This window comes from Variovorax sp. F042 (assembly GCF_057814215.1).
Genome location: NZ_JBVASX010000001.1, coordinates 612,688 through 634,498 on the forward strand (window position 1 = coordinate 612,688; position 21,811 = coordinate 634,498).

At 65.6% G+C, this 21,811-nt stretch carries 28 protein-coding genes; 6 read left to right on the forward strand and 22 right to left on the reverse strand.

From position 1 onward, the window contains the following. Positions 1–101: 101 nt before the first annotated feature. Positions 102–428 (reverse strand): metalloregulator ArsR/SmtB family transcription factor, encoded by a 327-nt coding sequence (locus tag ACZYSP_RS02935; protein ID WP_093056865.1) that lies wholly within the window; start codon positions 426–428, stop codon positions 102–104. 96 nt (positions 429–524) lie between these two features. Between ACZYSP_RS02935 and ACZYSP_RS02940 the strand changes: the two genes are divergently transcribed. Further along, entirely contained in the window at positions 525–908 is a 384-nt protein-coding gene (locus ACZYSP_RS02940) for a thiol-disulfide oxidoreductase DCC family protein (RefSeq protein WP_177192711.1), read from the forward strand. A 16-nt stretch (positions 909–924) separates the two neighbouring features. Next, on the forward strand, positions 925–1,632 hold the full coding sequence (gene ubiG, locus ACZYSP_RS02945; RefSeq protein ID WP_093074065.1) for a bifunctional 2-polyprenyl-6-hydroxyphenol methylase/3-demethylubiquinol 3-O-methyltransferase UbiG: 708 nt from the start codon (positions 925–927) through the stop codon (positions 1,630–1,632). A gap of 4 nt (positions 1,633–1,636) precedes the next feature. Here ubiG and ACZYSP_RS02950 read toward each other — a convergent pair whose 3' ends face one another. Both ACZYSP_RS02950 and ACZYSP_RS02955 read right to left on the reverse strand, forming a co-directional pair. After that, complete coding sequence (locus tag ACZYSP_RS02950) at positions 1,637–2,044, reverse strand: PaaI family thioesterase (protein WP_093074063.1); 408 nt, start codon at positions 2,042–2,044, stop codon at positions 1,637–1,639. Positions 2,045–2,074: 30 nt separating this feature from the next. Next, positions 2,075–2,776: an FMN-dependent NADH-azoreductase gene (locus ACZYSP_RS02955; RefSeq protein ID WP_093074061.1), complete on the reverse strand. Its 702-nt coding sequence runs from the start codon at positions 2,774–2,776 to the stop codon at positions 2,075–2,077. 108 nt (positions 2,777–2,884) lie between these two features. Here ACZYSP_RS02955 and ACZYSP_RS02960 point away from each other — a divergent pair, with 108 nt between their 5' ends. Both ACZYSP_RS02960 and ACZYSP_RS02965 read left to right on the forward strand, forming a co-directional pair. After that, complete coding sequence (locus ACZYSP_RS02960; protein ID WP_093074059.1) at positions 2,885–3,811, forward strand: LysR substrate-binding domain-containing protein; 927 nt, start codon at positions 2,885–2,887, stop codon at positions 3,809–3,811. An 80-nt stretch (positions 3,812–3,891) separates the two neighbouring features. After that, entirely contained in the window at positions 3,892–5,481 is a 1,590-nt protein-coding gene (locus ACZYSP_RS02965; protein WP_093074057.1) for a serine hydrolase domain-containing protein, read from the forward strand. 66 nt (positions 5,482–5,547) lie between these two features. On the opposite strand, the gene ACZYSP_RS02970 is transcribed toward ACZYSP_RS02965, so the two are convergent. The 3 genes from ACZYSP_RS02970 to ACZYSP_RS02980 all read right to left on the reverse strand — a co-directional run bounded on the left by ACZYSP_RS02970 (position 5,548) and on the right by ACZYSP_RS02980 (position 6,565). Beyond that, positions 5,548–5,751: a hypothetical protein gene (locus ACZYSP_RS02970; RefSeq protein ID WP_143062553.1), complete on the reverse strand. Its 204-nt coding sequence runs from the start codon at positions 5,749–5,751 to the stop codon at positions 5,548–5,550. A gap of 78 nt (positions 5,752–5,829) precedes the next feature. Further along, positions 5,830–5,985, reverse strand: a complete 156-nt coding sequence (locus ACZYSP_RS02975) for an alpha/beta fold hydrolase (protein ID WP_177192710.1) — start codon at positions 5,983–5,985, stop codon at positions 5,830–5,832. Between the two features lie 76 nt (positions 5,986–6,061). Further along, complete coding sequence (locus ACZYSP_RS02980; protein WP_093074053.1) at positions 6,062–6,565, reverse strand: GNAT family N-acetyltransferase; 504 nt, start codon at positions 6,563–6,565, stop codon at positions 6,062–6,064. Positions 6,566–6,630: 65 nt separating this feature from the next. On the opposite strand from ACZYSP_RS02980, the gene ACZYSP_RS02985 reads away from it, so the two are divergent. After that, positions 6,631–7,371, forward strand: a complete 741-nt coding sequence (locus ACZYSP_RS02985; RefSeq protein ID WP_093074051.1) for a hypothetical protein — start codon at positions 6,631–6,633, stop codon at positions 7,369–7,371. 7 nt (positions 7,372–7,378) lie between these two features. Here the strand turns inward: ACZYSP_RS02985 and ACZYSP_RS02990 are convergent, their stop codons facing one another. The 4 genes from ACZYSP_RS02990 to ACZYSP_RS03005 form a co-directional block, all read right to left on the reverse strand. Continuing rightward, positions 7,379–7,663 (reverse strand): general secretion pathway protein GspL, encoded by a 285-nt coding sequence (locus tag ACZYSP_RS02990; RefSeq protein WP_256216631.1) that lies wholly within the window; start codon positions 7,661–7,663, stop codon positions 7,379–7,381. Continuing rightward, positions 7,664–7,909, reverse strand: a complete 246-nt coding sequence (locus tag ACZYSP_RS02995; protein WP_093056874.1) for a hypothetical protein — start codon at positions 7,907–7,909, stop codon at positions 7,664–7,666. Positions 7,910–8,158: 249 nt separating this feature from the next. After that, positions 8,159–8,326 (reverse strand): hypothetical protein, encoded by a 168-nt coding sequence (locus tag ACZYSP_RS03000; protein ID WP_176928836.1) that lies wholly within the window; start codon positions 8,324–8,326, stop codon positions 8,159–8,161. A 133-nt stretch (positions 8,327–8,459) separates the two neighbouring features. Further along, positions 8,460–9,356, reverse strand: a complete 897-nt coding sequence (locus ACZYSP_RS03005; RefSeq protein ID WP_093074047.1) for a LysR substrate-binding domain-containing protein — start codon at positions 9,354–9,356, stop codon at positions 8,460–8,462. 135 nt (positions 9,357–9,491) lie between these two features. On the opposite strand from ACZYSP_RS03005, the gene ACZYSP_RS03010 reads away from it, so the two are divergent. After that, complete coding sequence (locus tag ACZYSP_RS03010; RefSeq protein WP_093074045.1) at positions 9,492–10,160, forward strand: FMN-dependent NADH-azoreductase; 669 nt, start codon at positions 9,492–9,494, stop codon at positions 10,158–10,160. A gap of 18 nt (positions 10,161–10,178) precedes the next feature. Here ACZYSP_RS03010 and ACZYSP_RS03015 read toward each other — a convergent pair whose 3' ends face one another. The 12 genes from ACZYSP_RS03015 to ACZYSP_RS03070 all read right to left on the reverse strand — a co-directional run bounded on the left by ACZYSP_RS03015 (position 10,179) and on the right by ACZYSP_RS03070 (position 21,794). Next, positions 10,179–11,084, reverse strand: a complete 906-nt coding sequence (locus ACZYSP_RS03015; RefSeq protein ID WP_093074043.1) for an SDR family oxidoreductase — start codon at positions 11,082–11,084, stop codon at positions 10,179–10,181. A gap of 112 nt (positions 11,085–11,196) precedes the next feature. Further along, positions 11,197–12,135 carry a glutathione S-transferase family protein gene (locus ACZYSP_RS03020; RefSeq protein WP_093074041.1) on the reverse strand — a complete coding sequence of 313 codons (939 nt, stop codon included), beginning with the start codon at positions 12,133–12,135 and terminating at the stop codon, positions 11,197–11,199. A 37-nt stretch (positions 12,136–12,172) separates the two neighbouring features. Further along, the gene (locus ACZYSP_RS03025; RefSeq protein ID WP_093074039.1) at positions 12,173–13,813 is read right to left on the reverse strand and encodes an isovaleryl-CoA dehydrogenase; all 1,641 of its coding nucleotides are present in this window, start codon (positions 13,811–13,813) and stop codon (positions 12,173–12,175) included. A 39-nt stretch (positions 13,814–13,852) separates the two neighbouring features. Then, entirely contained in the window at positions 13,853–14,869 is a 1,017-nt protein-coding gene (locus ACZYSP_RS03030) for an NADP-dependent oxidoreductase (RefSeq protein ID WP_093074037.1), read from the reverse strand. A 35-nt stretch (positions 14,870–14,904) separates the two neighbouring features. Beyond that, a complete protein-coding gene (locus ACZYSP_RS03035) occupies positions 14,905–15,369 on the reverse strand; it encodes a PaaI family thioesterase (protein WP_093056884.1) in 465 nt (154 codons plus the stop codon). Between the two features lies 1 nt (position 15,370). Next, entirely contained in the window at positions 15,371–16,168 is a 798-nt protein-coding gene (locus ACZYSP_RS03040) for an SDR family oxidoreductase (protein ID WP_093056885.1), read from the reverse strand. A 28-nt stretch (positions 16,169–16,196) separates the two neighbouring features. Next, complete coding sequence (locus ACZYSP_RS03045; RefSeq protein ID WP_093074035.1) at positions 16,197–16,499, reverse strand: Dabb family protein; 303 nt, start codon at positions 16,497–16,499, stop codon at positions 16,197–16,199. 11 nt (positions 16,500–16,510) lie between these two features. Continuing rightward, positions 16,511–16,771, reverse strand: a complete 261-nt coding sequence (locus ACZYSP_RS03050) for a hypothetical protein (RefSeq protein WP_093074033.1) — start codon at positions 16,769–16,771, stop codon at positions 16,511–16,513. Further along, positions 16,771–18,624, reverse strand: coding sequence for an acyl-CoA dehydrogenase (locus ACZYSP_RS03055; protein ID WP_093074031.1), 1,854 nt, complete (start codon positions 18,622–18,624; stop codon positions 16,771–16,773). The genes ACZYSP_RS03050 and ACZYSP_RS03055 overlap by 1 nt, the downstream gene beginning before the upstream one ends. A gap of 17 nt (positions 18,625–18,641) precedes the next feature. Further along, the gene (locus tag ACZYSP_RS03060) at positions 18,642–19,097 is read right to left on the reverse strand and encodes a PaaI family thioesterase (protein ID WP_093074029.1); all 456 of its coding nucleotides are present in this window, start codon (positions 19,095–19,097) and stop codon (positions 18,642–18,644) included. A gap of 2 nt (positions 19,098–19,099) precedes the next feature. Further along, positions 19,100–20,275 (reverse strand): acetyl-CoA C-acyltransferase, encoded by a 1,176-nt coding sequence (locus tag ACZYSP_RS03065; RefSeq protein ID WP_093056890.1) that lies wholly within the window; start codon positions 20,273–20,275, stop codon positions 19,100–19,102. Between the two features lie 43 nt (positions 20,276–20,318). Continuing rightward, positions 20,319–21,794, reverse strand: coding sequence for a M20 family peptidase (locus tag ACZYSP_RS03070; protein WP_354336251.1), 1,476 nt, complete (start codon positions 21,792–21,794; stop codon positions 20,319–20,321). Positions 21,795–21,811: the final 17 nt, after the last annotated feature.

Here is a 21,811-nt window from a genome sequence, read left to right on the forward strand (position 1 = left end):
TCAGGGACACAGGCTCCGGTGAACCGCGTGGCACGGCGGAAAAATGAATTCCTTTGCCGTACTTTTCGCCTTCCGGGAAGGAAAAAGCGCGGGGCGCTGCGTCAGGTGCCCGAGGAATCCGCCGAGCGCTTGCTGGCCAGGGCGCGGCTTTCTTTCTTCAGCGCCTTCGACACCGGGCAGACCGCCTGTACGAAGCCGGTCAGCGTGTTGGCCAGGCTCTCGCGCTGCAGGCTGTAGAACACGAACTGGCCGCGCTTCTCGGCCTTTACCAGCCCCGCGCCTTCGAGGATCTTCAGGTGCTTGGAGAGCGAAGGCTTGGTCATGTCGAAGCGCGAGGCGATGTCGCCGGCCGACAGTTCGGTCTCCGACAGGTACGCCAGGATCTTGCGCCGCGGCGTGGAGGCAAGCGCTTCGAAAACTTTTTCCATCGGTTCAGTTTAGCTCGCGAGTAGGCAATTCTCTAATTAGTTATTTAGCCATTTAGCTAAATGAATGGCACAATGGCCCGAACAGGAGCCGATGACATGCAAGCACCCACCGCCCCTTCCCCGCGCACGGTTGTCTACTACAACAGCGCCTGTCCCGTCTGTGATGCCGGCGTTTGCGCCATGCGCGAGAAAACACCGGACGCAAGCGTCGAGTGGATCGACGTGCACACTCGCCCGGAAGTGCTCGAACCGCTGGGCCTGCAACTGGAGGACGTGCGCGAACGCCTGCACCTCGTCGACACCTCGGGCGCCACGCACATCGGCGCCGACGCCATCGCCAGCGTGCTGGCCCTTGCTCCGCGATGGCGCTGGCTGGCAAGGCCGCTTCAGTGGCCCGGGCTGCGAACGCTCGGCGCCTGGCTCTACAACCTCTTCGCGCATCAGCTCTACCGCTGGAACCGGTCGCGGGGTCATTGGTAAACCAAGGAGAAGAACCATGAGCGCAGCATCCAACTTCGACCCCGCCGAACTGGCCAGATTCCAGGCCCTGGCCGACCGCTGGTGGGACCCGCAGTCTGAATTCCGCCCCCTGCACGAAATCAATCCGCTGCGGCTGGACTGGATCGACAAGCTCGCCGCGCTGAACGGCCGCAAGGTGCTCGACGTCGGTTGCGGCGGCGGCATCCTGGCCGAGTCGATGGCGCACCGCGGCGCGGACGTGCTCGGCATCGACCTCGCCGACAAGCCGCTGAAGGTCGCAACGCTTCATGCACGCAGCAGCGCGGCAAGCGTGACCTACCAGGCCATTTCCGCCGAAGACCTGGCCGCTGACAACGAGGCGAAGTTCGATGTCGTCACATGCATGGAGATGCTCGAGCACGTGCCGTCGCCAGCAGCCGTGATCGACGCCTGCGCCCGCATGGCGAAGCCCGGAGGCTGGGTCTTTTTCTCCACCATCAACCGCACGCCGTGGGCATGGCTGATCGCGATCTTCGGCGCGGAGCAGGTGCTGCGCATCCTGCCGCGCGGCACGCACGACTACCGCAAGCTCATCCGCCCTGACGAACTCAAGAGCGCGGCCGCCAATGCCGGCCTCGTGCTGCGGGACCAGCGCGGCCTGGGCTACAACCTGCTCACCCGCAACTTCAGGCTCCACCGTTCGCTGCGCGTGGGCTACCTGCTTGCCATGCAGAAGAAGGATTGAGCCGTCAGGCCTTCACGACCCGCGCGCTGGCCGTGGAGCGCGCCACGACGCGGCCGTCCGGATCGCTCAGTTGCGCCTCGAGAAAAGCGATGGTCTTGCCGCGCTGCACGACCCTGCCTTCGCCATACAACAGGCCGGGCTTCGCGGCCGCCAGAAAAGACACGCTGAGGTCGATGGTGACGGAGTAGGTCTCTTCGCCATTCATGACCCACAACGCCGGCCCCATCGTGTCGTCGAGCATCGCGACGAGGATGCCGCCCTGCACCGCGCCCGCGGGGTTGAGAAACGCATCGGTGGCCACGAAGCTCAGGCGGATCGATCCTTTGGCCTTGTCGAAATCGAGCACGCGCTGATTGAAAAGCTCGGCGGTGGGCGGGCGGGGAAAGCGCTCAAGCAAAACGTCGGGCTTCATTTTTTCGCTCAGGAAGTGGAGCGAAAAATCCTATGCCGCAGCTACTGACAGCGTAGTGTCAGTAGCTGTCAACACATCGACGAGCTCGTCCACGCGCTGCTCCGCACGCCGCATCGACTGCGCGAGCTGCTCCCCGCCGAACTCGTCGGACTCCACTGCGGCCTCGAACACATCGGTGATGCCGATGTAGCCGAGCACCGAACGTACGCTGCCCTCGGTGTGGTTGAGATGCGCGATGCGCCCGCCCGCGTCGTAGCCGTGGTCGCCGCGCGCGCCGAGCAGCACCACGCGCTTGCCCGCTTCCGCCAGCAGCGGCCAGTACGGCACCGCGCCGCGCGAACGGTCGAAGCCGAAGGTGCGGCCCACGCGCACGATGTTGTCGATCCAGGCCTTGAACTGCGCGGGCACGCTGAAGTTGTACATCGGCAGGCCGATCACGACCACGTCGGCCGCAATGAGCTGATCGACCAGCCGGTCGCTCTCGGCAAGCACGTCGGCCATCCACGGCTCGCGCGCGGCCGGCGGTGTGAAGGCCGCATGGATCCAGCGGCCGTCGACGTGCGCGGGCGGCCGCTGTCCCACGTCGAGGTAGTCGATGCGGTCGTCGGGCCGCGCCTTGCGCCAGCGCTCGACAAAACGCGCGGAGAGACGGCGCGTGTGCGAGCCGTGGAGATCGGTGTCGGAACGGCCCGGACGGGCGCTGGCGTCGATGTGAAGGAGGTTCATGGTCATGGCCTTTATGGATGAATTGATGTCTTTCATTTCGCGCTGCCAGAATGGCGCGCAGGCCTTGAATCTATGGATGCAGGCCTGCCATCACAAACGACGATTTCTCTGCCTATGAACGAGATTGGCTCATCTATCAGATATCCCCGCCGGCTGCCTCCGCTGCTGTCGCTGCGTGCCTTCGAGGCAGCGGCCGCACACCTGAGCTTTCAGCGCGCGGCGCTCGAACTCTCGGTTACGCCCTCGGCCATCAGCCACCAGGTGCGTGCGCTCGAAGACACGCTCGGCCTGCCACTGTTCCGCAGGCTCACGCGACAGCTCGCGTTGACGCCTGCGGGCCAGCGACTGTTCGACGACCTGCGCATGGGCTTCGACGTGCTCGAAGCCGGTGTGGACAAGCTGCGCCGGCCGGCCGCATCGCAGGCCGTCACCCTCACCACCAACACCGCCTTCGCCGCGCGCTGGGTGCTGCCGCGCATGGAGGCGTTCCGCAAGGCCAGCCCCGGGGTGGAGCTGCGGCTGCATGCAAGCGATACCGTGGTCGATCTGGCGCGCGGCGATGCCGACATCGCTGTGCGCTCAGGCCGTGGCAACTGGCCGGGGCTGGTGTCGCGCGAACTGATGCCCGAGCGCTATGCGCCGTTGTGCAGCCCGATGCTGGGTCTCAAGCGCGCGGCAGACCTGCCGAAGCATCAGCTGATCCATTGCGACTGGCAGCCACAGGCGCTCGCACCCGCCGTGTGGCCGCGCTGGTTTCGTGAAGCCGGCATCGCACCGCCGAGGGGGCGTGCGATGAAGGCCTCGGGCCTGTCGTTTTCCGACGAGACGCACGCGATGCTGGCCGCCCTCGCCGGCCATGGCGTGGCGTTGCTGAGCCTCACGCTGTCGGCTGAAGAGCTTCGCAGCGGCGCGCTGGTGCAGCCCTTCGGGCCCGCGCTCGAAACCGGCAGCTACTTTCTTGCGGCTGCGAACGGGAGGGAGAACGAGCCGGCCATCCGCGCCGTGTGGGAGTGGATCGCGTCGCAGGCCACCACAGGCTGAGAAAAAGCTGAACGCCAGGCTTGCAGGTCGTTACGTTTCTCATGGAGACTCCGGCACCAACAATAAAGTGAGGAGAGTTCATGACGAGGTTTGCCCGCGCCCCTCTTGCCATCGCAACAGGCGCGCTTCTTGTAGTAGCTTTGACTTCATGTGGAGGCGGCGGTGGAGGTGGAGGTGGTGGAGGCGGGGGCATCGGCATACTCCCCAGCGCGGGCGGAACCACGCCGACCACAAACACCCCCGAGCTGCCGGCACGCGAAGCCCTCATCGCCCGCGCCAGAAGCTACGAACTCGACACGCCCTACGTCCCGCCGCCCGGCGATCCCCTGGAGCACAACACCTCGGGCTACGCCAAGACGATGTGCTCCGCCGCGTTCATCACCGGCCTTGACCCCGACGTTGCCGCCGAGAGCGTCGGCTACTTCACCGGCCCTTACGACCAGCGCAAGAAAGTGGGCAAGCCGGTGGTCGACCGCGTCAAGAAGGAAGTCCGCATCGCCATCCCGAACGGTCCGACGCTGGTGGCGCGCTACTACGGCTCGCAGGGCTGCATCACGCTGCCACCCGGCAGGGACGATGTGTTCTTCACGCCTGTGGCCGTGACAAGCACCCTCCCCGATCCCTCTACGCAGGCATGGCCCATGGGCGACGTGATGCCCGCCGGCCCCGCGCCCGGCATCGATACGGCAAAGGTAAGCCAGGCAGTCGATGCAGCCTTCGAGTTGCCGGAGGCCTACACCGCCGCCTTCGTCGTCACGCACAAGGGGCGCATCGTTGGCGAGCGCTACATGAACGGCATCACGGCGAACACGCCGCTCGAATCGTGGTCGATGGGCAAGAGCGTGACCGCGACGATGCTGGGCGTGCTGATGAAACAGGGCGAGTACCGGCTCGACCAGCCGGCGCCCATTCCGGAATGGCAGGGAGCGGACGACAAGCGCAAGGAAATCAAGATCCAGGACATCCTGCATATGTCGAGCGGGCTGCGCATCAAGGCGCCGGACGATCCGGACTTCGACCCCAACGGCACTTACCCCGACCACATCTATCTCTACACCGGCCGCATAAACTCGTTCAACTACGCAGCCACGCGTCCGCAGCAATGGCCGCCCAACACCATCGGCCGCTATCGCAACACCGACCCGGTGCTCGCAAACTACCTGATCCGCCTTGCCGTGGAAAAGCGCGGTGAGGAGTACCTGTCGTTCCCGCAGAGAAACCTGTTCGACAAGATCGGTATCCGCACGATGACGCTGGAGACCGACCCGTACGGCAACTTCCTGGCACAGGGCTACGACTTCATGTCGGGGCGCGACTGGGCGCGTCTGGCCAACCTGTATCTGCAGGACGGCGTCTGGAACGGCGAGCGCATCCTGCCCGAAGGGTTCGTCAAGTTCGTGAGCACCCTGGCGCCGGCCTGGGCGGCCGACAAGCGCCCGATCTACGGCGGCTTCTTCTGGCTCAACGGCGCGATCAACGGTGCGAGCACCTGGCCGGTGCCGACCACGGCGTACTACATGCTGGGTGCGGGCGGGCAGACGGTGCTGATCGTTCCTTCGCACGACCTGGTGGTGGTGCGGCTTGGCTATGACAAGGGAGAACGCGCCTCGGCCACGAGCCTGCGAAAGGCGCTGACGCTGCTGATGCAGGCTGTGCCCAGCTCGTCGTGAACGTGAAAAGGCCTCCCGAAGGAGGCCTGCGCCGACCGGGTTCCGGGCGGGGCCCGGACTTTCTCTTCATTCGACGCGCTTGCTCAGGAGAGTCGGCACGACATAACCGTCGCGGTACACGGCCTCGATGCTTCCCTGCACGCGGTCAGCGGCATGCGCAGCCACGAATTTTTCCTCTGTCACGCGGTAGACCACCATGGTGCACGACGAGTGCTTGCTGAGGGTGCGGGCCACGCCGGTGGCCTGTCTTAGGGTTGGGTACGTTTCCATGGGATCCTCCTTGTCTGCCTGACAGCCCAAATGTTAACTCTTTGGTACTCAAATATGCCTCAGGGTATTTTCTGAGCGTCAACGGTCGCCATTCTTGTCCGCCCCTCCCTTTTGCAGGAATCGGATGATCTGGCCATTGACATCCTCAGGCTGCGACATGGCCGCGATGTGGTCTGCGCCCGGCACGATCGCAGCCTCCAAGCCCGGCATCCGGCGCTGCGCCAGCTTCAGCATCGCCTGGGGTTCGTAAAGCTTTTCCGCGTCTTGTACCGCGCCCTGGCTTCCTCGCTCCTGAACTCGGGCGGCCCTGTCATGCGCCAAGGCCTTGGGCGAGCTGACTCAACTGGGGTTCGGACAGCCGGTAGCTGAGCCTGTCGAGAACCCTCCCGGCACCAAGGCCTTCGTAGAACGAGATGCCCCTGTCGTTCGATGCCTTGACGGGCCAGTCGATGCGACAGCAGCCGTTCTCGACAGCGTACCGAGCCACCCAGGCCATGAGCGCCCTGCCGGCTCCATTGCTCCTGCCAGAAGCCTTCACATACAGTTCCTTGAGCTGGCAGTGCTTGCACCTGTCAGGAGCAAATTCGACGAGCGAATACACCAGCGAGATGGCCGCCAGACCAACCACCGCGCCGTCATCGCCTGAAGCCACGACCAGACGATGGGGCGACCCAGCCGCCAGGAGGTTGCCGAGGAGGTGCTCTCTCACGGCCTCCCGAGAGACTGTGGCGCCATCGTTGTAGAAGGCATGCAACTCGCACAGCAGGTCTGTCAGCGACTCATGCTGGGCTTCAGAGACAAGTTCAACGTGCATACGGTGTCCTTGGAGGCTCCCGGCTAAACGCGGCGATGCTACCAAGCTCACTACACTGCCCTCCGATGAACCACCCTCCTCGACCGCAACGCGCGCGAGACATCCTGACTTCCTACTTCTGGAGCGGCGACGTCATCCGCAGCCGAAGCGTGAGCAATGTCGTGTTGTCTGCCACGGTCGACGTGCCTGTGCCCCCTGCGCGCCTGCTTGCAGATTGGGAGAGTGAGATTTCTTCGCGCCTGTTCCTGGAACCCGGAGACGTCGAACCATTGCCCCTGGCCCGGGCGCGTACGCGCTGGCCTGACTACAAACACTGCGTGCAGGCGGTGTCCGACTGGATGCGCACGCTTGGGCTGTCCGATGTGCTTGCCTCCAGCGACGTGGCCCTCATGGCCTGCCGCGGCGCGAAGTACCACCACGACGGTGCGCAGTACGGCGGCGCGGCCTTCTGCAATCTCTTCATGAGCGAGGACAAGGGGCTGGACCTGCACTTTCCCTTTGCAGATCACAGGATCCCGCTGACCCGGGGCACGGTGGTGATCTTCGATACCGGCCAGCCTCACGCCGTCATTCAACGCGGCAGCGGCGGCTTCGATGCGGCCGACTTCGCGCCCGAGCGGGATTGCAGCCAAGTGTTCCTGACCTGGGAACTGCCCATCGAGGATGTCCATGTCGGGCACGCACTGGGAGTCGCCTTCGACATCGATCTTTCGACCCCACCGCAGCTGGATGAAGAGCAAGTCTGGCTGAACGGCGCACGGGCCATCGTGTGCCCGGAGTCCGGACGATGGCGCAGTGCCGACTGACTGATCGTCAGCGATTGGATGGAAGAGCCCTGGCAGCAGCCAGTTCGCCCAGACAGGCGTTGACCGCCTGGAGCGGTGCCTTCTCGTGGCAACGCGCTACCGCCTCGCGCGCAACGGCTTCGCTCAAGCGCCGCTCCCGCGCGGCCTCGACCTGGAATTCGACGATCCACTTCATGAGCCCAGCCAGCACGATCAGCAAGCCGATCAAGGCTGCGACCAGGGTCACCCGCCAGCCCTGAACGCGAAAGATGGATGCCGCGGATTTTCCCGCCATGGGTTCCTGCGAAGCCATCTAGCGGGGAAGGTCCGGAAAGACCCACATGCTCAAGCCGAGGATCAGGCCAGCACCCAGGAACATGATGGCTGCCGTCGTGAACATCGATGCCGCAATGATGTTCGGAACAAGGATGGCCACGACCACAAAGGCCACGGCTGCCACGATGCACAGGAGCACGGACAACCATGCCATGTACGCTGGCCCGCGCCCGGCCGCCAAAGGCTCGTCCGGGCTGGTTTCGGGTTGGAACGGTGTGCGCATGAATAGCCTCCCTCTTCGCAGATGTCGCGTGTAATTCGGTAGCCGGTGCAGGCAGGTGCGAGGCAGCATGGACTGCGCGCAACCTTTCCTGACCTTCGTCAAAAAAGTACAGGAAGGTTAAGAAGAACAGCCGATCGGGCTAAGGGATTAATTCGCGCGCACCGCACATGAGAGCAGGTTCGGTGCAGAAAGCCAGTGAACCTGCGCAATATTTGACAAATGTCAAACATTGCGCAGCGCGGGCACCTCTCAGCCGCAGAGGTCGAAGATCGCTTCCATGATCAGCTGATAGCCACTCCAGAACAGCCAGTGGTCGCTGCACTGGGTGAACGGCCCTGCGACAGCCGGGGCAGCCAGAGCCAGCGACGACAAGATCGCGGCCACGGCGCCAGCCTTGATTGCGGTTGCACGTTTCATGATTTCTTCCCTCCATTGGTACTTCTGAACGCAGGACATCTCGCTCCTGCAACCCGAGATGAGCCGCGCAAGCGACTCACGGTCGGACTCTAGGACTGCGAACGAGCGACCACCAGTGTCGAAAGTCACGCGCTCAGGCACCCAGCGGCTGAAGCCCCCTCACCCACTCGAACACCGCAGCGACGGCCGGCTCCGAACGCCGCGACTCGAGGCACACCAGATAGAACGGCAGCCCAGGCAACTCCGGACCGAAGGGCTGCACCAGATTGCCCGCGCGCAATTCGTCGGCAATCAGCGCAAGGCCCATCAACGCCACGCCTTGCCCCTGCAGCGCGGCAGACACGGTGTGCGTTTCGTCCGAGAACACCGGCCCGGCCGATACGTCGAGGCCGGGCACCTGCGCCTGCTGCTGCCACTCGGCCCAGGTGCCGGGCTGGCTCTTGTTGCCGGGGACCGCGAAGTGCAGCAGCGTGTGCCGCGTCAGGTCACTGCGCCGGCGCAGCTTGAGCGCGGGGCTGCAGGCCGGCGCGAAGACGTTGTCGAACAGCTTCTCGGCCACCATGCCCGGCCACTGTCCCTTGCCGTAGCGGATGGCGATGTCAGCCGTGACACCGTCGAGCGCAACCGCTTCGTGCGACGCATGAATGCGCAGGTCGAGCCTCGGGTGCAGCGCGCGCAAAGTGCTCACGCGCGGCAGCAGCCAGCGCGCCGCGACGGCCGGCGTGGCCGACAAGGTGATGGCGCTGCGCTCGGGCGGTGCACGCAGCCGCGCCACCGCATTCGCCATGGCATTGAACGATTCGCTCAGCACCGCCTGCAGTTCCCTGCCCTGCGGCGTGAGCACCAGTTGCCGCGGCTGGCGGATGAACAGCGGCACGCCGAGTGAGTCTTCGAGCTGCCGCACCTGATGGCTGATGGCGGTAGGCGTGACCGAAAGCTCATTGGCCGCGAGCTTGGCGCTGCAGTGCCGCGCGGCCGCTTCGAAGGCGCGCAGCGCCGCCAGCGGAGGGAGTTGGCGAAGGTTGGCCATGGATGAATTAATTTTTCAGTAATGCAAAGAAATCGTCGTTTGTCGCGCTGGGAATGCCTGGATAAATTGAGAACCATGTCAAGCAGACAGCTGAATTCTCTTCATCCCACCCTTCACGTCAACGAGGACCACGCCATGACCACACTGCTCCACATCGACGCCAGCGCCCGCCCCGGCCGTTCCGGCACCCACGTTCACGGCTCGCATTCGCGCCGGCTGAGCCATCACTTCGTGTCGAGCTGGCTCGCGACGCAGCCGGGCACCGAGGTGATCTATCGCGACATCGGCGCCGCGCCGCCGAGCAACGTCACTGGCGAATGGATTGCGTCGGGCTATACGCCCGCCGCGGAACGCGAACCGTGGATGCACGCCGTACTGGCCGAAAGCGATGCGCTGATTGCCGAGATCCACCGCGCCGACGTGCTGGTGATCGGCGTGCCGATGTACAACTTCAGCATGCCGGCACCGCTCAAGTCATGGATCGACAACATCGTGCGCGTCGGAGCCACCTTCGACTTCGACCGCAGCCGCGAGAACCCGTATGTGCCGCTGCTGGCCGAGCGCAACCGCCGCACGGTGCTGCTGACCTCGTGCGGCAGCAGCGGCTACGGGCCGGGCGGGTTCCAGGCGCATCTGGACCTGCTCACGCCCGGCATCACGAGCCCGCTGGCCCTGCTCGGTCTCAACGAAGTGCACAGCGTGGCCATCGAGCACGCCGAAGACCATGGGGACCTGCTGGACCGCTCCATCGCTAGTGCGCTCGCCCGCGCCGAGGCGCTGGTAGGCGAGCTGCAGGCCTCCTGATGACTGGGAAAAAACTGCTCAGGCCGAGCGCAGCTGCTCGCGCAGCTTCTGCCCGATCTCTGGTCGCTCCAGGAAGGGGTCGGCCGGGTTGGTGATGGAGGCGATGTTCTCCATGCGGCTGCGCACGTTGCCCAGCGCCTTCGGGTGGCTGAACACGTAGAACTGGTTGGCGGTGATGGCGTCGAACACCTTGGCCGCGACTTCTGCGGCCGTGATCTTGCCGCTGCTCACAGCCTTGTTGCTCATGGCCTGGCCGATGAGCTGGCTCCTGGTGAGCTCGGTTTCCTTCGGCGCATTCGGTCGGTTGCGCTCGCTGCTGGTGATGCCGGTGGGCACGAAGTACGGGCACAGCAGGCTCGCACCGATCTGGTCGGTGACGAGGTTCAGGTCCTGGTACATCGTCTCGGTGAGGCTCACGACCGCTGCCTTCGCGGCGTTGTAGATGCCCATGTTGGGCGGCGTGAGCAGGCCCGCCATGCTGGCGGTGTTGGTGATGTGGCCGCGATAGCCCGGGTCTTTCGCGGCGGCCTCGAGCATCATCGGCGTGAACAGGCGCACGCCGTGAATCACGCCCCACAGGTCTACGCCCAGCACCCACTCCCAGTCAGCCACGGTGTTCTCCCACACTAGGCCACCAGCGCCCACGCCCGCGTTGTTGAACACGAAGTGCGGCGCGCCGAAGCGTTCCTTCACGGCAGCGGCCAGCGCTTCCATCTGCGCCGCGTTCGACACGTCGACCTTGCGCGCCAGCACCTGAGCACCGGCTGCTTCCATTTCTGCCTGGGCCTTGTCGAGCGCGTCCTGCTGCACGTCGACCAGCACGAGGTTCATGCCACGGGCGGCGCCGATGCGCGCGCACTCCAGGCCGAAGCCCGAGCCCGCGCCGGTGAGTACGGCGGTCTTGCCCTTGAAGTCCTGAATCATTTGCCGGTGTCCTTCTGCTTTGTTGAATGTCTCTGGGGTGGAGACGCTATTGAAATACGGAAAGCGCGCCGGCGCAGTCACGAAGGTGCCCGTCTGCTTGTCTCGGCAGGTTTCAGGCCTCAGCCTTCTTCAGCACATACCCGATCCGCGGAAAGTGCACATGCACCGTGCCAGTCCGCTCGCTGCTGCGCTCCAGCGTGTAGTGCGTGCGCGTAGCCGCGACCAGCGTGCCGGGCGTCTCTTCGAGGCCGAAGCTCTCGGCGCGCACGGTGACGGCGCTACCCAGCGGAATGCCGTGGTCGTCCTGGAAGGTGCTGTCGGTCAGCAGCGTGTGCGGCGTCGCGGCCTTGGCTACTGCAATGGCCTCGTCGCTCGTGAACTTCTCGGGAACGCCGTGGCCGATGGCGGCCATGCGGTCGAGCCAGTCGATCACCGCGGGCGTCAGGTCGAGGATGGTGCGAACCGACTCGATGCGCCGCGTGTACCAGAGCGGGTGGTAGGCCGAGAAGTCGGCAATGCTGGGCACCTCGCCGAGCAGGAAGGGTTTCTCGTCGAGCATGTCCGACAGGCGGCGCAGGTACGACTTGTAGGCGCTGGTGGCGTCGGCGGGGCGCAGGCGGGTCATGTTGCCGGCGCTCATCTTGCCGCGGTCTTCGCCGAAGGCTTTTGCGGCTTCTGGCGGGGCCTTGGCGAACACCTCGGCCGCGCCCCTGGGCTGCAGGTTCCAGGCCATGGCAGCCCAGAAGAGCGTGGTGTCGGCCCACTGGGCGAGGATGCGCGACATGCCCTTTTCAGGCTCGGGGTAGAGCGTGGGTTCGGGCTGCAGGTGTTCGAGCACGTCGGCGATGAGTGCGCTGTCGCAATACATGTCGGCGCCGATCTGCAGGAACGGCGTCTTGCGGTAGCCGCCGGTGAGCACCTCCACGTCGGGCTTGGGCATGATCGGCGGGATGAAGACCGACTTCCACGGCAGCTTCTTGGCACCGAGGATCAGGCGCACCTTCTCCGAGAATGGGGAGGTCAGGTAGTGGTGAAGGATCAGGTCGGCCATGGGTGGGGTCTTTCTTCTGTGGTGGGTTCGGCGCGTTTCAACGGGGTTGCGCGCGCTGGATGATCGAATCGAAATCGGTGCCCGCGGCCAGCGTGCCAAAGGCATTGCCCCAGTCGCCACCCAGGCGCGAGGCGCAGAACGCGCCAGCAATGGCAGGTGGCGCGGTCTGTACGAGCAGTGCAGCCTGCACGGCGAGCGCAACGTCTTGCGCGAGGCGACGGGCCTCAGCTTCGGAGGCCATCGCCTCGATGCGAGCCGGCAGCGCGTCGGCCAGCCGGTCGAGCGCTGCGTGCTGACCACGCGCAGGCGCCAGCTCCTTCGTCAGCGCGGCCACCGCGTCGCCCTTGCGCAGGCCGCGCAGCAGGTCGAGCGCCATGATGTTGCCCGCGCCTTCCCAGATGGAGTTGAGCGGCATCTCGCGGTAGATGCGGGCCATGACGCCCTCGCCACCCTCTTCCACGTAGCCGTTGCCGCCAAGGCATTCCATGGCCTCCTGCGCGAAGGCGCTGCCGCGCTTGCAGATCCAGAACTTGGCGACCGGCGTGAGCAGGCGGGCCATCAGGCGCTCGTGCTCGTCGGCCTGATTGTCGAAGGCACGGGCCAGGCGAATGGCGAGCGCGGTGGCGGCTTCACTTTCTAGCGCGAGATCGGCCAGCACGTTCTTCATCAAGGGCTGTTCGATCAGCGGCTTGCCGAAGGCCTTGCGCTGCATCGCATGATTGAGCGCGATGCCCAGCGACTGGCGCATCAGCCCGCTGGTGCCCAGCGCGCAGTCGAGCCGCGTCATCGTGCCCATCTCGAGGATCTGCGGGATGCCGCGGCCCTCTTCTCCCACGAGCCACGCGCTGGCGCCCTGGAACTCGACCTCGGAACTTGCGTTGGCCTTGTTGCCGAGCTTGTCCTTCAGCCGCTGGATCTGGATGGCGTTGCGCGAGCCGTCGGGCAGCACGCGCGGCAGGAAGAAGCACGAAAGCCCCGCGGGCGCCTGCGCCAGCACCAGGAAGGCATCGCACATCGGCGCCGAGAAGAACCACTTGTGGCCGGTGATGGCATAGCGCTCGCCCCAGGCATCGCTGCCGTCGCGCACGGCTTGCGTGGTGTTGGCCCGCACGTCGGAACCGCCCTGCTTCTCGGTCATGCCCATGCCCATAGTCACGCCGGGCTTGTCGCTGAAAAGCTTCAGGGCCGGGTCGTACCAGAGGCTGCCGAGCTTCGGGCCCCAGTCGGCGTATACGGCCGCATTGCCGCGCAACGCGGGCGTGACCGCGTAGGTCATGGAGATGGGGCAAAGAATCGATGGCTCCAGCTCGGTGAAGAGCATGAAGCCCGCTGCGCGCAGCACATGCGGCGAGGCCGAAGTGCCCGTCCAGGGCGTGCCGTGCAGCCCGGCACCCACGGCGGCGGTCATCAGCGCGTGGTAGCTCGGATGGAACTCCACCTCGTCGATGCGCCGCCCGAAGCGGTCGTGCGTATGCAGCTCGGGCGTGTGGATGTTGGCGAGCCGCGCATGCGCCTGCATGCCGGCCGTGCCGAGGGTGGCGCCAAGCTCGTGCAGCTGCGTCGTCTGCAACGCGGGCGCGTTGAACTTCAGCGCATCGCGCAAGGGCCGGTTGGTGTCGAAGAGGTTGTAGTCCACCAGCGGCGTGGGCTGGTTGAACACCTCGTGCGTGGTTTCCATGACCGGCCTCCTTGCCGTGCGTTCAGTTCATCCAGTGCATCAGATCAGCTTGACGAGTTGCTTGCCGAAGTTCCTGCCCTTGAGCAGGCCCAGGAAGGCTTCAGGCGCCGCTTCGATGCCTTGCGCAATCGACTCGCGCGGCTTCAGCTTGCCCGTGGCCACCAGCGTGCCCAGCTCGGTCAGCGCCTCGGGCCACACTTCCATGTGCTCGCTGACGATGAAGCCTTCGATCTTCATGCGGTTGATGAGGATCAGCGCCGGGTTGGCCAGCGGCAGCGGCTGGCCGTCGTAGCCCGCGATCATTCCGCACAGCGCCACGCGGGCGAAGGCGTTGGCGCGCAGCAGCACCGCGTCGAAGATGTAGCCGCCGACGTTCTCGAAGTAGCCGTCGATGCCGTTCGGGCAGGCTTCCTTGAGCGCCGCGCTCATCGACTTGACGTCGGCGTGCACGCGATAGTCGATGCAGGCATCGAAGCCCAGCTCGTCGGTCACGTACTTGCACTTGTCGGGGCCACCGGCAATGCCGACCACACGGCAGCCGCGCGCCTTGGCCAGCGCACCGAAGGCGCTGCCCACGGCGCCGCTGGCGGCGGTGATGACCACCGTTTCACCGGCCTTGGGCGCAATGATCTTCACCAGCCCGTACCAGGCCGTGACGCCGGGCATGCCGACCGCGCCGAGGTAGTGCGACAGCGGCACATGCGTGGTGTCGACCTTCTTCAGCGCTCCGGGCTGGGAGGCATCGACCACGCTGTATTCCTGCCAGCCGCCGAAGCCGACCACCTTGTCGCCCACGGCGTACTTGGGGTGCTTGCTCTCGACCACTTCGCCGACCGTGCCGCCCTGCATCGTCTGGCCCAGCGGCTGGGGCTGCGCGTAGCTCTTGGCGTCGTTCATGCGGCCGCGCATGTACGGGTCGAGGCTCATGTAGTGGTGGCGCACGAGCACCTGGTTGTCCTTGAGCGCGGGGGTCTCGGCGGACACGAGCTTGAAGTTGCTGGCCACGGCCTCGCCGTCGGGGCGGTTGTCGAGGTGGATCTGCTTGTTGATCGGCATGAATGTCTCCGGGAAAGTGTCAGTCAGTCAGTCAGTCAGTCGGTCGACGGCGGCCGCATCTCGTTGGCGCTGGCGGGGCCGGTCGGCAGCCGGCGCTTCACGTACTTGAAGGTGCCGGTGGCGTGGGCGCACACGCGTTCCTGTTCGTCGTAGATTTTGGCCTCAGTGAAAGCCAGCGTCGCCGTCCTGTGAATGAGCGTGCCGCGTGCGTGCAACGGGCCGACCGAAGGCTGCATGAAGCTGGTCTTCATCTCGATGGTGACCACACCCGTCTCGGGCGCCACGCTGCGCGCGGCTGCTGCCATGGTGATGTCGAGCAGCGTCATGCAGGCGCCGCCGTGCGTCACGTCGAAGGTGTTCAGGTGCTCGGGCTTCGCCGTGTAGATGATCTCCGACTCGCCGCCCTCGAACTTCGTCAGCTCGAAGCCCAGGTGGCGCGCGAACGGGATCTGGCTCGTGTACGAGCGGATGTTGATGTCGCTGGAATCTGAAGAAGACATGTCAGGCCGCACCCAGCACCACGCTGACGCCGCCGTCCACAGCCAGCCACTGGCCGGTGATGTGCTTGCCTGCATCGCTCGCGAAGAGCAGCGTCAGGCCCTTCAGGTCTTCCTCGTCGCCCAGGCGGCCGAGCGGGGCCTGCGCGGCCATCTTTTCCTCGCCCAGCGACTTGATGAGACCGGCGGCCATCTTCGTCATGAAGAAGCCGGGGCAGATCGCGTTCACATTGATGCCGTAGCGGCCCCATTCGGCGGCCAGCGTGCGGGTGAAGCCGATGACCGCGGTCTTGGAGGTGTTGTAGGCCAGCGTCTGCATTTCAGGCGGGTTGCCGTTCAGCCCGGCGATCGAGGCGATGTTGATGATGCGGCCGGTCTTCTTCGGAATCATGTAGCCGTTGGCGATCTGCTGCGACAAGATGAAATAGCCGCGCACGTTGAGGTTCATCACCTTGTCCCAGGCCTCGACCGGGTGGCTCTCGGCCGGCGAACCCCAGCTGGCACCCGCGTTGTTGATGAGGATGTCGACTGCGCCCATGCGCTGCAGCGTCTCGTCGGCCAGGCGGCGGGTGTCTTCTTCCTTCGAGCAGTCGGCGGCGATCCAGCGCGCGTCGATGCCGGCGGCTTGCAGCTCGGCGGCGGCCTGCTCCAGGTCGTCGGCCTTGCGCGAGCTCAGCATGATCTTCGCGCCGGCTTCGCCGAGCGCATGGGCCATCTGCAGGCCCAGGCCGCGCGAGCCGCCGGTGATGAGTGCGGTCTTGCCGGTGAGGTCGAACAGCTGCTTGATGTTGCGGGGCGTCATGAGGTGTCTCCGGTTTTGAATGTCAGGCTCAGATCTCGTAGTCCATGCACTGGCGGGCTTCACGCACGGCGCCGATGAAAGGCTTCAGGGCCACGTGCTGCGGATGGTCCGAATAGGCCGCGAGCGCGGCGGAGTCGGTGAATTCCGAGTACAGGACCAGGTCGTAGGTGGCTTCCAGCCCGGGCTGGGCAATGGCCACCTCGAAGCGCAGCGTGCCGGGCGACAGCTTGGCGCAGGCGTCGAGCAATGCCTTGGCTTTCAGCAGGTTGGTCGCCTTGTCGGTGCCCTCGGCGTGTTCCTTGAACTTCCACATCACGATGTGCTTGAGCATGGCGGGCCTCTTTACTTGGTAGGGGTGTTGGGCAGCCGCGAGCGCACGTAGATCAGCACGAAGCCGACCAGCGCCACGATGCCGCCGGGCACGGCGAGGGACCAGCCCAGCGCGGCGTCGGTGCGGCCGGTGGCAATGCCCAGGATCACGACGAACAGGCCGCCGTAGATCAGGATCCAGATCCACTTCTCGAGCCGCGCGTGCGGCTTGGGAGGTTTGACGGCGGGGGTGTTGTTGTTGGGGTTGGCGTTCGGCGAATCGGTAGTGGCCATCAGAAGGCGTCCTCGGGCAAAGCTGTACAGGTCGGGTCACGGGTTTCGACCACGTTGAGCCATGCGCCGATTTTCGGCAGCTCGTAGTGGAAGAAATAGTCCGTGGCGCCGATCTTGCCAGCTGTTACCGCCCTCGCCTTTTCACCGTCGGTCTGCAGGGCCCTTTGGGCCACGTCGAGCCAGATCCAGGCCAGCACCGTGTGGCCGAAGGCCTGCATGTACGGCACGGCGTTGGCCAGCGCGTCGGCCGGGTCGCCGGTGGACCATGCGGCCTCGGTGGCACTGCCGATGCGCTGCAGCGCGACGCCCAGCGCCTTGGCATGAGCGGCCAATGCCGGCACCTTGGCGGCGCGCCCGATGGTGTCGGTCATGCGCCCAGCCAGCAGCTGCAGGCCGCGGCCCTTTTCCATCAGCACCTTGCGACCCAGCAGGTCGGCTGCCTGGATGCCGTGGGTGCCCTCGTGAATCATGTTCAGGCGGTTGTCGCGCCAGTACTGCTCCACCGGAAAGTCGCGCGTGTAGCCGTAGCCGCCATGCACCTGGATGGCCAGCGAATTGGCCTCCAGGCACCACTCGCTGGGCCAGCTCTTGGCGATGGGCGTGAGCACTTCGAGCAACAGGCGCGCGTCGTCGGCGGCCTGCGCGTCGCCGGTCTTCTGCTCGTCGACCAGCCGGGCGCAGTACAGCTCCAGCGCCAGCGCGCCTTCGCAGTACGCCTTCTGGGCCAGCAGCATGCGCCGCACATCGGCGTGCTCGATGATGCGCACCTGCGGCGCGGCCGAGTCCTTGGCGACTGCGGCCCCTGCTGCATCCGGCTTCTTCACCAGCCGCCCCTGCGGACGGCTCTTGGCATATTCGAGCGAGGCGTGGTAGCCGGCCATGCCGAGCATGGTGGCGGCCGTGCCGACGCCGATGCGCGCCTCGTTCATCATGTGGAACATGCAGTGCAGGCCCTTGCCGGGGGCGCCGACCAAGTAGCCCACGGCACCGGCCTTGCCATCGACCGGGTACTTGCCCTCGCCGAAGTTCAGCAGCGTATTGGTGGTGCCGCGCCAGCCCAGCTTGTGGTTCAGGCCCGCGAGCGCAACGTCGTTGCGCTGGCCCGTCAGCTCGCCCTTGGTATCGACCATGCGTTTGGGCACGATGAACAGCGAAATGCCGCGCGTGCCCGGCACCAGCTTGCCGTTCTCGTCGGGGATCTTGGCGAGCACGATGTGCACGATGTTCTCGGTCAGCTCGTGGTCGCCCGACGAGATCCACATCTTGTTGCCCGTGAGGCGATAGCGCGGGCCCAGCGGGTCATTTTGAAAGCCGGCGCCGTCGGGCACTGCGCGCGTGGCCACGTCGCTCAGCGACGAACCGGCCTGCGGCTCCGACAGGCACATGGTGCCGGCCCAGCGGCCCGAGAACTCGTTCTTGGCGAACACCTCTTTCTGCATCTCGGTGCCGTGCACCATCAGCAGGTTGGCGTTGCCGCTCGTGAGCATGTTGGAGCCGATGCTCACGGAGGCCATCGCGAAGAAGCTGTTGGCCGCGGCAGAGAGCGTGTACGGCAGCTGCATACCGCCGATGTCGTAGTCTTGCGCCGCGCTCATCATTCCCGACTCGACGAAAGCCTTGTGCGCGTCATGCGTGGCCTGCGGCAGGATGACTTTTTCGCCATCGAAATGCGGCTCCTGCGTGTCGACCGTGCGGTTGAACGGCGCGTACTTTTCGCGCGCGATGCGCTCGCAGGTATCGAGCACCGCGTCGAAGGTTTCGCGCGAGTGGTCGGCAAAGCGTTCGCGCTGGTTGAGCGACTCGGCGTCGAGCCAGTCGTAGAGCAGGAAGTCGAGGGTGGAACGCAGGCTCATGAGGGTGTCTCTTCTTGCTACTTTTTCGGAGAGTCAGGCAGTTTCGCGATGGTGCCCTGCGCCAGCGCGCAGAGCTTCTCTGCACCGTCGTTCACCACGAACACTTCGCAGGTGCAGACGGCCTGCGAGCTGCCGCAATGGGCTGTGGTGGCCCGTGCGATCAAGCGGTCGCCAAGAGCCGGCCGCACATAGTTGATCTTGAATTCGGAAGTCACCACCGGCACACGCAACGCGCTGCCACCGGCAAAGGTGAGCGCGTTGTCGGCCATGTAGCTCACGATGCCGCCGTGGGCAAAGCCGTTCTGCTGCTTCAGCTGCGCCGTGAGCGGCAGCTGAAGCTCGGCAAGGCCCGGCGCCAGCGCGTGCAACTCCGCGCCGATCAGCACGCTGAACGGCTGCGATGCAAGCATGCGGCGCCCGTAGGCCAGAACGGCTTCGGGCGAGACCTCGTGGTCGTGGCCCAAGCCGGACATGATTACAAGACCTCGAACACGCCCGCGGCACCCATGCCGCCGCCGATGCACATCGTGACCACGACTTTCTTGGCACCGCGGCGCTTGCCTTCGATGAGCGCGTGGCCCGTGAGGCGCTGGCCGCTCACGCCGTAGGGGTGGCCCACAGCAATGGCGCCGCCGTCCACGTTCAGGCGGTCGGCCGGAATGCCGAGCTTGTCGCGGCAGTAGATCACCTGCACGGCGAAAGCTTCGTTCAGCTCCCACAGGTCGATGTCGTTGACCGTGAGGCCCAGGCGCTTGAGCACCTTCGGAATGGCGAACACGGGGCCGATGCCCATTTCGTCGGGCTCGCAGCCGGCCACGGCAAAACCGAGGAAGCGGCCCAGGGGCTTCAGGCCCTTCTGCTCGGCGTACTTCTCGTCGACCACCACGCAGGCGCCGCCGCCGTCGGAGAACTGGCTGGCATTGCCGGCCGAGATCAGGCCGCCGGGAATGGCCGAGCGGATGCCGCTGATGCCTTCCTTGGTGGTGCCGGCGCGGATGCCTTCGTCGTTCTCGATGGTGACTTCCTTGGTGCGCAGGCCCAGCACGGGGTCGGCCACGCCGGCCAGCACGGTGATGGGGGCGATCTCGTCCTTGAAGCGGCCGGCTTCCAGCGCGGCGGTGGCCTTCTGCTGGCTGGCGGCGCCGTATTCGTCCATGGCGTCGCGGCCGATGTTGTAGCGCTTGGCGACCTGCTCGGCCGTCTGCAGCATGTTCCAGTAGATCTCGGGCTTGTGCTTCACGAGCCACGGGTCGGCCAGCATGTGCTTGTTGGCTTCGTTCTGCACGCACGAGATGCTCTCGACGCCGCCGGCCACGTACACCTCGCCCTCGCCCGCGATGATGCGCTGGGCGGCGGTGGCGATGGTCTGCAGGCCCGACGAGCAGAAACGGTTGATGGTCATGCCCGAAGTGGTGATCGGCAGGCCGGCGCGCAGCGCGATCTGGCGTGCGATGTTGGAGCCGGTCGCGCCTTCGGGCGTGGCGCAGCCCATGATGACGTCGTCCACCGAAGCAGGGTCGATGCCGGCGCGCTGCACCGCGTGCTGCACGGCGTGGCCGCCGAGCGTGGCGCCGTGCGTCATGTTGAAGGCACCCTTCCAGCTCTTCGCGAGCGGCGTGCGGGCGGTGGAAACAATGACGGCGCTGGTCATGGTGAGGTCCTTTGAAGCAGATGGAAGGGAAAAGAGGTTGTCGTCATTGCGCCGGAGCAGCGTTGGTGTTGCTCAGGAGCTGGTGATAGAAGCCGATCATCTCGCCGTAGTTCGAGATGGCCAGCCGCTCGTTGTTGCCGTGAAAGCGCGCCAGGTCTTCGCCCTTCACGCGGAACGGCGAGAAGCGGAAGACGGCATCGCTCACGAGGCTGAAGTGGCGCGAGTCGGTAGCGGCGGTCATGAGGCCGGGGGCCACCACCGCATCGGGGAAGGTCTGACGCACGGCCTGCTGGATCGCGCGGTAGCCGGTGCTGTCGGTCGCCGACACGGGCGACGGCTCGGCGTTGCCGGGGTACTGCTTGATCTTGATGTCGTCGTTGGCCAGCGTCTTGCGCAAGTGTGCCTCGACGCTGGCGAGCGTGTCACCCGGCAGGATGCGGAAGTTGACGGCGGCTTCGGCGCGGCCGGGCAGCACGTTGTCTTTGTTGCCGGCGCGAACGATGGTCAGCGCGGTGGTCGTGCGCAGCATGGCATTGCTGCTCGGGCTCTTCTCGAGCTGGCCGCGCACCAGCGGCTCGGTGAGCCACAGGTTGGACAGCATCACGCGGTTGACGCCGCTCATCTCTGGCGCAAGCGCGCCGAACATCTGGCCGGCCACGCCCTTGATGCCACCAGGCATCGGATTGGCTTCGAGCCGTGCCAGCGCCGCACTCATGCTGCCGATGGCGCTGTGCTGCGGCGGCATCGACGAGTGGCCGGGGGAGGTGTCGAGCGAGAGGAAGAAGGTGCCATAGCCCTTTTCAGCCAGGCCGATGAGCGCCGCGGGCTTGCTCAGGCCCGGCAGCACGCCGTCGAGCACCAGCAGGCCTTCGTCAAGCACCCAGTCGAGGCGCACGTTGCGCGACTTGAGCAGTTCGGCAATAGGCAGCGCACCGCGCAGGCCGCTCACCTCTTCGTCGTCGCCCATCACGAGATAGACGGTCTGCCTGGGCTTGAAGCCGGCGCCGATGAGCAGCTCGATGGCTTCCATCTGCGCGAGAAGATTGCTCTTGTTGTCGAGCGTGCCGCGGCCCCAGATGAAGCCGTCCTTGATCTCGCCCGCGAAGGGGTCGACCGTCCACGCCTTCTCGGTGCCCGGGGCAATGGGCACCATGTCCTGATGCGCCATCAATGCGATGGGCTTGGCAGAGGGATCGGTGCCGGTCCATGTATAGAACAGCGCCTTGTTGCCGACCACTTCCTTCTTGAGAGTGGCATGCACCTTCGGGAACTGCTGTGCAAGGAATGCATGCAGCTTGTCGAACTCGGCCGCATTCGCAGCCGGATCGTCCATGCCCGACACCGTGCGGAACGTGATCGCTGTAGAGAGCCGCTTGGCTGCTGCCTGCAGATCGATGTCCAGCTTCGGCGCGGGCGCCACCGCCAGTTGCTGCGACGGTGTGGTCCAGGTCTTGACCGCCACGGCGGCCACCAGCAAGACGATTGCCAGCAGCAGCCCGAGGAAGATGCGTTTCAACATTGGCGGTCGGTCCCTTT

What these genes read in the sequence shown, in the direction of transcription:
- ACZYSP_RS02935 (WP_093056865.1), bottom strand. Translation starts at nt 428, where the DNA reads ATGGAAAAAGTTTTCGAAGCGCTTGCCTCCACGCCGCGGCGCAAGATC.
- ACZYSP_RS02940 (WP_177192711.1), top strand. Translation starts at nt 525, where the DNA reads ATGCAAGCACCCACCGCCCCTTCCCCGCGCACGGTTGTCTACTACAAC.
- ubiG (WP_093074065.1), top strand. Translation starts at nt 925, where the DNA reads ATGAGCGCAGCATCCAACTTCGACCCCGCCGAACTGGCCAGATTCCAG.
- ACZYSP_RS02950 (WP_093074063.1), bottom strand. Translation starts at nt 2,044, where the DNA reads ATGAAGCCCGACGTTTTGCTTGAGCGCTTTCCCCGCCCGCCCACCGCC.
- ACZYSP_RS02955 (WP_093074061.1), bottom strand. Translation starts at nt 2,776, where the DNA reads ATGACCATGAACCTCCTTCACATCGACGCCAGCGCCCGTCCGGGCCGT.
- ACZYSP_RS02960 (WP_093074059.1), top strand. Translation starts at nt 2,885, where the DNA reads ATGAACGAGATTGGCTCATCTATCAGATATCCCCGCCGGCTGCCTCCG.
- ACZYSP_RS02965 (WP_093074057.1), top strand. Translation starts at nt 3,892, where the DNA reads ATGACGAGGTTTGCCCGCGCCCCTCTTGCCATCGCAACAGGCGCGCTT.
- ACZYSP_RS02970 (WP_143062553.1), bottom strand. Translation starts at nt 5,751, where the DNA reads ATGGAAACGTACCCAACCCTAAGACAGGCCACCGGCGTGGCCCGCACC.
- ACZYSP_RS02975 (WP_177192710.1), bottom strand. Translation starts at nt 5,985, where the DNA reads ATGCTGAAGCTGGCGCAGCGCCGGATGCCGGGCTTGGAGGCTGCGATC.
- ACZYSP_RS02980 (WP_093074053.1), bottom strand. Translation starts at nt 6,565, where the DNA reads ATGCACGTTGAACTTGTCTCTGAAGCCCAGCATGAGTCGCTGACAGAC.
- ACZYSP_RS02985 (WP_093074051.1), top strand. Translation starts at nt 6,631, where the DNA reads ATGAACCACCCTCCTCGACCGCAACGCGCGCGAGACATCCTGACTTCC.
- ACZYSP_RS02990 (WP_256216631.1), bottom strand. Translation starts at nt 7,663, where the DNA reads ATGGCTTCGCAGGAACCCATGGCGGGAAAATCCGCGGCATCCATCTTT.
- ACZYSP_RS02995 (WP_093056874.1), bottom strand. Translation starts at nt 7,909, where the DNA reads ATGCGCACACCGTTCCAACCCGAAACCAGCCCGGACGAGCCTTTGGCG.
- ACZYSP_RS03000 (WP_176928836.1), bottom strand. Translation starts at nt 8,326, where the DNA reads ATGAAACGTGCAACCGCAATCAAGGCTGGCGCCGTGGCCGCGATCTTG.
- ACZYSP_RS03005 (WP_093074047.1), bottom strand. Translation starts at nt 9,356, where the DNA reads ATGGCCAACCTTCGCCAACTCCCTCCGCTGGCGGCGCTGCGCGCCTTC.
- ACZYSP_RS03010 (WP_093074045.1), top strand. Translation starts at nt 9,492, where the DNA reads ATGACCACACTGCTCCACATCGACGCCAGCGCCCGCCCCGGCCGTTCC.
- ACZYSP_RS03015 (WP_093074043.1), bottom strand. Translation starts at nt 11,084, where the DNA reads ATGATTCAGGACTTCAAGGGCAAGACCGCCGTACTCACCGGCGCGGGC.
- ACZYSP_RS03020 (WP_093074041.1), bottom strand. Translation starts at nt 12,135, where the DNA reads ATGGCCGACCTGATCCTTCACCACTACCTGACCTCCCCATTCTCGGAG.
- ACZYSP_RS03025 (WP_093074039.1), bottom strand. Translation starts at nt 13,813, where the DNA reads ATGGAAACCACGCACGAGGTGTTCAACCAGCCCACGCCGCTGGTGGAC.
- ACZYSP_RS03030 (WP_093074037.1), bottom strand. Translation starts at nt 14,869, where the DNA reads ATGCCGATCAACAAGCAGATCCACCTCGACAACCGCCCCGACGGCGAG.
- ACZYSP_RS03035 (WP_093056884.1), bottom strand. Translation starts at nt 15,369, where the DNA reads ATGTCTTCTTCAGATTCCAGCGACATCAACATCCGCTCGTACACGAGC.
- ACZYSP_RS03040 (WP_093056885.1), bottom strand. Translation starts at nt 16,168, where the DNA reads ATGACGCCCCGCAACATCAAGCAGCTGTTCGACCTCACCGGCAAGACC.
- ACZYSP_RS03045 (WP_093074035.1), bottom strand. Translation starts at nt 16,499, where the DNA reads ATGCTCAAGCACATCGTGATGTGGAAGTTCAAGGAACACGCCGAGGGC.
- ACZYSP_RS03050 (WP_093074033.1), bottom strand. Translation starts at nt 16,771, where the DNA reads ATGGCCACTACCGATTCGCCGAACGCCAACCCCAACAACAACACCCCC.
- ACZYSP_RS03055 (WP_093074031.1), bottom strand. Translation starts at nt 18,624, where the DNA reads ATGAGCCTGCGTTCCACCCTCGACTTCCTGCTCTACGACTGGCTCGAC.
- ACZYSP_RS03060 (WP_093074029.1), bottom strand. Translation starts at nt 19,097, where the DNA reads ATGTCCGGCTTGGGCCACGACCACGAGGTCTCGCCCGAAGCCGTTCTG.
- ACZYSP_RS03065 (WP_093056890.1), bottom strand. Translation starts at nt 20,275, where the DNA reads ATGACCAGCGCCGTCATTGTTTCCACCGCCCGCACGCCGCTCGCGAAG.
- ACZYSP_RS03070 (WP_354336251.1), bottom strand. Translation starts at nt 21,794, where the DNA reads ATGTTGAAACGCATCTTCCTCGGGCTGCTGCTGGCAATCGTCTTGCTG.